The sequence below is a fragment of the Massilia sp. SYSU DXS3249 genome, assembly GCF_053668055.1.
The window spans coordinates 122,594-129,321 of record NZ_JBSIPX010000017.1; the positions used below are offsets into that span (position 1 = coordinate 122,594).

Consider the following 6,728-nt stretch of genomic DNA (forward strand, 5'->3'; position numbering starts at 1 on the left):
ACGCATACAAGGAACCCACATGGCTGAGTTTGACAACAACCGCTGGAACCGCCAGCAAAGCAACCGCAAGGAGCGGCTCGAACGCGCGCAGTCGGCGCTCGGGGCCGCCCTGACGGGCAAGGCCGTGGCGAGCGGCCAGATCGTCGAGCTGCTGCACGCGGTGCTGGAACCGGGAGACCGCGTCTGCCTCGAAGGCAACAACCAGAAGCAGGCCGACTTCCTCGGCAAGGCACTCACGAAACTCGACCCGCAGCGCATCAACAACCTGCACATGCTGCTGTCGGTGCTGTCGCTGCCCGAGCACCTCGACGTGTTCGAGAAGGGCATCGGTTCGCGCCTCGACTTTTCCTTCTCCGGGCCGCAGGCAGGGCGCCTGGCCAAGCTGGCCGCAAGCGGCAAGCTGAACATCGGGGCGATCCACACCTACCTCGAACTCTTCGGGCGCTACTTCGTCGACCTGACGCCGCGCGTGGCGCTGGTGGCGGCGGAAATGGCCGACCGCGAGGGCAACCTCTACACCGGGCCGAACACCGAGGACACGCCGGCCATCGTCGAGGCCACGGCCTTCAAGAGCGGCATCGTGATCGCCCAGGTGAACAAGATCGTCGACACGCTGCCGCGGGTGGACATCCCGAGCGGTTGGGTCGACTTCGTGGTGCAGTCTCCGACCCCGTACTACATCGAGCCGCTGTTCACGCGCGACCCGGCCCAGATCTCGGAAATCCAGGTGCTGATGGCGATGATGGCGATCAAGGGCATCTACGCCGAGTACCAGATCGAGCGGCTGAACCACGGCATCGGTTTCGACACGGCCGCCATCGAGTTGATCCTGCCGACCTATGGCGCCGAACTCGGCCTGAAGGGCAAGATCGCGCGCCATTGGGCCCTGAATCCCCATCCGGCGCTGATTCCCGCGATCGAGGCCGGCTTCGTCGAATCGGTGCATTCCTTCGGCTCCGAGCTGGGCATGGAAAACTACATCCGCGCGCGGCCCGACATCTTTTTTGTCGGCCCCGACGGCTCGATGCGCAGCAACCGCGCCTTTTCCCAGGCGGCCGGCCACTACGCCTGCGACATGTTCATCGGCTCGACCCTGCAGATCGACTTGCAGGGCAATTCCTCGACCGCCACTCTGGGCCGCATCTCCGGCTTCGGCGGCGCGCCGAACATGGGGTCCGATGCGCGTGGCCGGCGCCATCCGAGCCCGGCCTGGCTGAAGGCCGGCCGCCAGGCGCGCGAGGGCCGCAACGTGATCCCGCGCGGGCAGAAGCTGGTGGTGCAGATGGTCGAGACCTTCCGCGAGCACATGGCGCCTGCTTTTGTGGAGCGCCTCGACGCCTGGCAACTGGCCGAGCAGGCGGGCATGGCGATTCCGCCGGTAATGATCTACGGCGACGACGTCACCCACATCCTGACCGAGGAGGGCATCGCCAATCTGCTGCTGTGCCGCACCGAGGAAGAACGCGAGCAGGCGATCCGCGGCGTGGCCGGCTACACGCCGGTGGGCATGGGGCGCGACAAGCGCATGGTGGAAAACCTGCGCGACCGCGGCATCGTCCAGCGGCCCGAGGACCTCGGCATCGACAAGCGGCTGGCCACGCGCGACCTGCTGGCCGAGAAGAACATGAAAGGCCTGGTGCGCGCATCCGGCGGGCTGTACGATCCGCCGAAGCGCTTCAGGAACTGGTGAGGAACCCTATGGAAACCCTGCATTTTCGTTTTGAAGCGGGCAGCACGCCGCTGGCATCCAGCCCGCAGCTGGTGGGCGTGGTCAGCTCGGGCAACCTCGAGGTGCTGATCGAACCGGCGGCGCTCAGTGGCGCCTGCGAGATCGAAGTGCGCACTGCGGCGAACGGCTTCGGCGCCACCTGGGAGGCCGTCATGAACGACTTCCAGGCGCGCTGGAAGCTGGCCGACGCCCGCATCTGCATCAACGACATGGGCGCCACGCCGGCGGTGGTCAGCCTGCGCCTGGACCAGGCTGTGGAATCGATGACCGGAGGGGCACCATGTATCAAGCCATGACCAGTTATCTCGAATTGAGCGCGCGCCAGCGCATTCCCCACATCTTCGACGACGGATCGTTCGAGGAATTCCTGCCGCCGGGCGAGCGCGTCATCAGCCCACACCTGGCCCAGCTCGACGCGCCGGTCTCCTTCGACGATGGCGTCGTCGTCGGACGCGGACGGCTCGATGGCCGCGTCGTGTTCGGCGCGGCGCAGGAGGGCGGCTTCATGGGCGGCGCGGTGGGCGAGGTCCACGGCGCCAAGCTGGTGGGCATGCTGCAGCGCGCCGTCGCCGAAGAAGCACACGCGGTCCTGCTCCTGCTCGAATCGGGCGGCGTGCGCCTGCACGAGGCCAATGCCGGCCTGATCGCCGTCTCGGAAGTCATGCGTGCGCTGCTCGACGTGCGCGCCGCCGGCATCCCCGTCATCGTCGCGGTCGGCGGCTCGAACGGCTGCTTCGGCGGCATGGGCATCACGGCGCGCTGCGCGAATACGGTCATCATGTCGGAGGAGGGCAGGCTGGCGATGTCGGGGCCGGAAGTCATCGAGACCGCCCACGGCGTCGAAGAATTCGACTCGCGCGACCGCGCCCTGGTCTGGCGCACCACGGGCGGCAAGCACCGCTACCTGCTGGGCGACTGCCAGGTGCTGGTGCCGGACGATACGACGGCCTTCCGCCAGGCGGCCATCGAGGCCATCGCCGCCGCCCGCGCAGGCGAGGTCGCGCTCACCCTGGCCGGTCTGGAAGCCGAGCAGGACATGCTGGAACGGCGCCTGGCGGACTTCGGCGACCAGCTCGAACCGATGGATGTCTGGCGCGCGCTCGGCGTGCCCGATCCGGCCGCCGTGCCGATGCTCGAGGCCGACGCCTTCCTGGCGCTGGCCGCGGTTCACCGTGCCGGTCCCGGCGCAGGAGGCAAATAATGGATTGGCAGACTTTGGCAAACCAGCTCTTCCCCGAAGGGCACGACATCGTCGAACGCGAGCATTTCCTGTCCGGCACGGGCCAGGTGGCCGGCCAGGCGGTCGCCGTGATCGGCACCACCGACCACGCGCCGATCGGCATCGAGATCGCCCTCGCGCAGGCCAAGGCGGTGCTGAAGACGGTCGCGGCCTATCCCGGGCGGCCGATCCTGATCCTGGTCGACACCCAGGGCCAGCGCCTGCGCCACCGCGACGAAATGCTGGGCATTAACAGCTACATGGCCCACCTCGGCAAGTGCATCGACTTTGCGCGCCGCCAGGGGCACCGGGTGATCGGGCTGGTGTACGACCAGGCGCTGTCGGGCGGCTTCATCACCAGTGGCCTGATCGCGGACGCCTGCTTCGCCCTGCCGCAGGCGACCATCCGCGTGATGGGATTGCCGGCGATGGCGCGCATCACCAAGGTGCCCGAGGAAAGGCTGACCGAACTGGCGAAGGAGAATCCGGTGTTCGCGCCGGGCGCGCCGAACTACCTGCGCATGGGCGGGGTGCACGCGATCTGGGAGTCCGATCTCGCGCAGGAGCTGGCCAGGGCGCTGGCCGAGGCCGAGCCGGTTGACCGGCGCATGATGCTGGGGCAGGACCGGGGCGGGCGCCACATGGCGCAGGCCGTGGCCGAGGCGGTCAGGACGGGGTCGCATGTTCGCCCGGCATGATCTGGTCTGGCTGGGCGGGGAGGGCTGGCGCCAGGCGCTGGCCGGCGCCCCGGCTGCGGCCGTGCCGGCTCTGAGCGCATGGCAGCAGGCCGGCTGGCCCGCCATCGTGCGCCGCGCGGACGCCGACCAGGCGCCGGGCGAGCTCGCAATCGGCATCGCCTTGCCACCCGATCCGCAGGATGGCCGCAAGGTCCGCGTGGCCTGCCGCGTTGCTGTCGATACGATCATCCGCCGCGAGCGGCCGCTGCCCCTGGCGCAGGCCGTCGACGTGCTGCCGCGCTGGCGTCCCGCGTTGGCCGGCCTGGCGCGCGAGGCGGAGGCGGCCGGACTGGACATCCGCATCTACGGTTCCGCCGCACTGCAAGCCATGACGGGGCAGGCCTATTTAAGGGAGAGCTCGGACATCGACCTGCTGCTCCAGCCGGCCAACGGCGCCGAGCTGGAGGCCGGCCTGGCGCTGCTGCGTACCCACGCCGCGCACCTGCCGCTCGACGGCGAGATCGTCTTCCCCGGCGGCCGCGCCGTCGCGTGGAAGGAATGGGCGGCCGCGCTCGATGGCGCGGCGGGGACGCGGGTGCTGGTCAAGGAGATGACGCGCGTGTCGCTGGCGCTGCCCCAGGCTTTGACGGCCGCGCTGGAGGAGGAAGCATGCCTGAGCTGATGTTCGAGCTGCCGCGCCTGCATGCCCCTGCGGCCCAAGCAGCTGCGACCGCTGCCGCTGCCGCCGGCGCACGCGCGGCCGAGCGCGCCTTCTGCGCCTCGATCGCGCGCCGCGCCGTGCGCAGCCTGTACGCGGAACTGACCCTGTATCCGAAGCCGGGCCTGGTCTCGCTCGTCGACAACGGCAGCCACGACGACATGACGGCGGCGACCTTCATGCGCAGCCTGTTCGCCCTGCGCCACTACTTCCGCCACATCACCCGCGCCGGCATGGACAACGCGCCGTTCGCGAGGCTGAAACAGCTCGGCATCGAGGCCGAGGCGCGCATGCTGCGGGCCACCGGCGGCATCAACACCCACCGCGGGGCCGTGTTCTGCCTCGGTCTGCTGTGCGCGGCCATCGGCGCCTGCCGCGCGCGCGGCACGCCGCTGTCGCCGCCAGCGATCCGCGCGATGCTGCTGCTGCGCTGGGCCGGCGCACTGGCCGCGCACACCCATGTCCAGGGCGGCGCGGATTCGCACGGCCTGCGCGCGGCCCGCCGCTACGCCGCCAGCGGCGCCCGCGAGGAAGCGGCGCTGGGGCTGCCCTCGGTTTTCGAGGTCGCACTGCCGATGCTGCAGGCGACGCTGGCGGCCGGCCGCGGCATGCGTCGCGCGCGGGTGGACGCCCTGTTCGCGCTGATGGGCCACATCAGCGACACCAACCTGTATCACCGCGGCGGCAAGCAGGGCGCGCGCACCGTGCAGCGCCATGCGCAGGACTTCCTCGCGCAGGGCGGCACGGCGGCCGAGGGCTGGGAGGTGCGCGCGCTGGCCTGCCACCGGACCTTCGTCGCGGCACGGCTTTCGCCCGGCGGCGCGGCCGACCTGCTGGCCGCCAGCTGCCTGCTGCACGACGTCTGCGGCGAAGCATGATGGGGAAGCATGATGCGTAGCCGGCTTGCCCTGCTGTGTCCCGGCCAGGGCGCGCAAGGCCCGGCCATGTTCGACCTCGCTAGGAGCGATTCGCAGGCGGCCGGCCTGCTCGACGGCTGGCTGCAGGGCGCCGCCCTGGACGCGCCGCCGGCGACGGTGCTCGCCGACGAGGGTCTGCTGTACGCCAACCGCTGCGCCCAGCCGCTGATCGTAGCGGCTACCTTGGCTACCTGGACAGCGCTTGGAAGCGACATCCCCCCGCCTGCCATCGTGGCCGGTTACAGCATCGGCGAACTGGCCGCCTACGGCGTCGCCGGTGCGCTGTCGCCGGGCGATGCGGTCGCCCTGGGCGCACAGCGGGCGCGCCTGATGGACGCCTGCCTGCACACCACGCCGCCCCAGGCGCTGGTGGCGCTCTCCGGATTGGGCAGTGCAACGCTGGAAGAGCTCGCGCGGCCCTTCGGCTTCCAGCTGGCCATCGAGACCGGCGAGGACAGCCTGATCGCCGGCGGCCCGGCCGAGGGACGCGATGCGCTGCTCGAAGCCGTGAGCGCGGCGGGCGGGCGGGGGAGTGTGCTGCCGGTCGGCGTGGCCTCGCACACGCCCTTCATGGCAGGTGCGGTGGCGCCGTTCCGGGCGCTCCTCGAAGCGCGTTTGGCTGCGCCGCAGGTGCCGGTCATCTCCGGCATCGCCGCCGTTCCCGTCGACGACGCCCGCACCGCCATCGACCACCTGTCGCGCCAGCTGGCCGAGCCGATCCGCTGGAAGGACGGCATGGATGCGCTGGTCGAGGCCGGCGTGACGGTCGCGCTCGAGCTGGGCCCCGGCGCCTCGCTCGCGCGCATGCTGCAAGCGCGCCACCCGGGCATCGCCTGCCGCTCGGTGGCCGACTTCCGCTCGCTGGACGGCGTGCGCCGCTGGCTCGAGCGGCATGTCGAATAATCCATTCACGTCACCCATACCTGATATTGCCAATCGGAATTGGATGTTCCGCTGAAACGCCCGTATAACGGTAGGATCGTTGAACTGGCGTCCGCATCCGATGCGGCGCAATCCGGGAGTCGTGAAATGAAAAAGCTGTTGAGTGCCATCGCCGCCACGCTGGTCGCCCGCGCACGGTCGCGTGCCGAACTCGTCATGCGCAAGCAGGCGGAGCTGCGTGTCCGCCGCCAGGAAGTGTACAGCGCGAACGCGGGCGGGTGGAACTGAGCCACGCGTCACACGCACACGCAACGCCGGCCTCGAGCCGGCGTTTTTATTTGTACGGTTGGGGCTCGACTCCGTGGGTGGGTGAGGTGGCCGAGCCGGAGGCGTCACGTCGCGTGAGCGCGGCGTTATTAACGCGTGGAGTCGGGACTCCACCCTACATCTGGCGCAAACGTAGATACCGTCTTCCTCGTCAAGCCTTACATGGCGAAAGTCGGGTCATAAGGTTTCCCCGTATGGATCACGCCGAAGCACAGGTGCGCCAGTTTGCGCATGCAGGCGCCGATCACGGCCATCATGG

General features: G+C 69.9%; 8 protein-coding genes. All 8 read left to right on the forward strand.

Annotated features, from left to right (window positions below; translation table 11 throughout):
* Window positions 1-19: 19 nt before the first annotated feature.
* Window positions 20-1,690 carry a malonate decarboxylase subunit alpha gene (gene mdcA, locus ACWCIA_RS18660; RefSeq protein WP_454165668.1) on the forward strand — a complete coding sequence of 557 codons (1,671 nt, stop codon included), beginning with the start codon at window positions 20-22 and terminating at the stop codon, window positions 1,688-1,690.
* Window positions 1,691-1,698: 8 nt separating this feature from the next.
* Window positions 1,699-2,025: a malonate decarboxylase acyl carrier protein gene (gene mdcC / locus ACWCIA_RS18665; protein WP_454165670.1), complete on the forward strand. Its 327-nt coding sequence runs from the start codon at window positions 1,699-1,701 to the stop codon at window positions 2,023-2,025.
* Entirely contained in the window at window positions 2,022-2,930 is a 909-nt protein-coding gene (locus tag ACWCIA_RS18670; protein ID WP_454165690.1) for a biotin-independent malonate decarboxylase subunit beta, read from the forward strand. Before mdcC ends, ACWCIA_RS18670 begins: the two co-directional genes overlap by 4 nt.
* On the forward strand, window positions 2,930-3,646 hold the full coding sequence (gene mdcE, locus ACWCIA_RS18675) for a biotin-independent malonate decarboxylase subunit gamma (protein ID WP_454165672.1): 717 nt from the start codon (window positions 2,930-2,932) through the stop codon (window positions 3,644-3,646). The genes ACWCIA_RS18670 and mdcE overlap by 1 nt, the downstream gene beginning before the upstream one ends.
* Complete coding sequence (mdcG, locus tag ACWCIA_RS18680; RefSeq protein ID WP_454165674.1) at window positions 3,630-4,307, forward strand: malonate decarboxylase holo-[acyl-carrier-protein] synthase; 678 nt, start codon at window positions 3,630-3,632, stop codon at window positions 4,305-4,307. The genes mdcE and mdcG overlap by 17 nt, the downstream gene beginning before the upstream one ends.
* Window positions 4,295-5,221 carry a triphosphoribosyl-dephospho-CoA synthase MdcB gene (gene mdcB / locus ACWCIA_RS18685; protein WP_454165676.1) on the forward strand — a complete coding sequence of 309 codons (927 nt, stop codon included), beginning with the start codon at window positions 4,295-4,297 and terminating at the stop codon, window positions 5,219-5,221. Before mdcG ends, mdcB begins: the two co-directional genes overlap by 13 nt.
* A gap of 9 nt (window positions 5,222-5,230) precedes the next feature.
* On the forward strand, window positions 5,231-6,163 hold the full coding sequence (locus ACWCIA_RS18690; protein ID WP_454165678.1) for an ACP S-malonyltransferase: 933 nt from the start codon (window positions 5,231-5,233) through the stop codon (window positions 6,161-6,163).
* Window positions 6,164-6,289: 126 nt separating this feature from the next.
* Window positions 6,290-6,430, forward strand: coding sequence for a hypothetical protein (locus ACWCIA_RS18695; protein ID WP_454165679.1), 141 nt, complete (start codon window positions 6,290-6,292; stop codon window positions 6,428-6,430).
* Window positions 6,431-6,728: the final 298 nt, after the last annotated feature.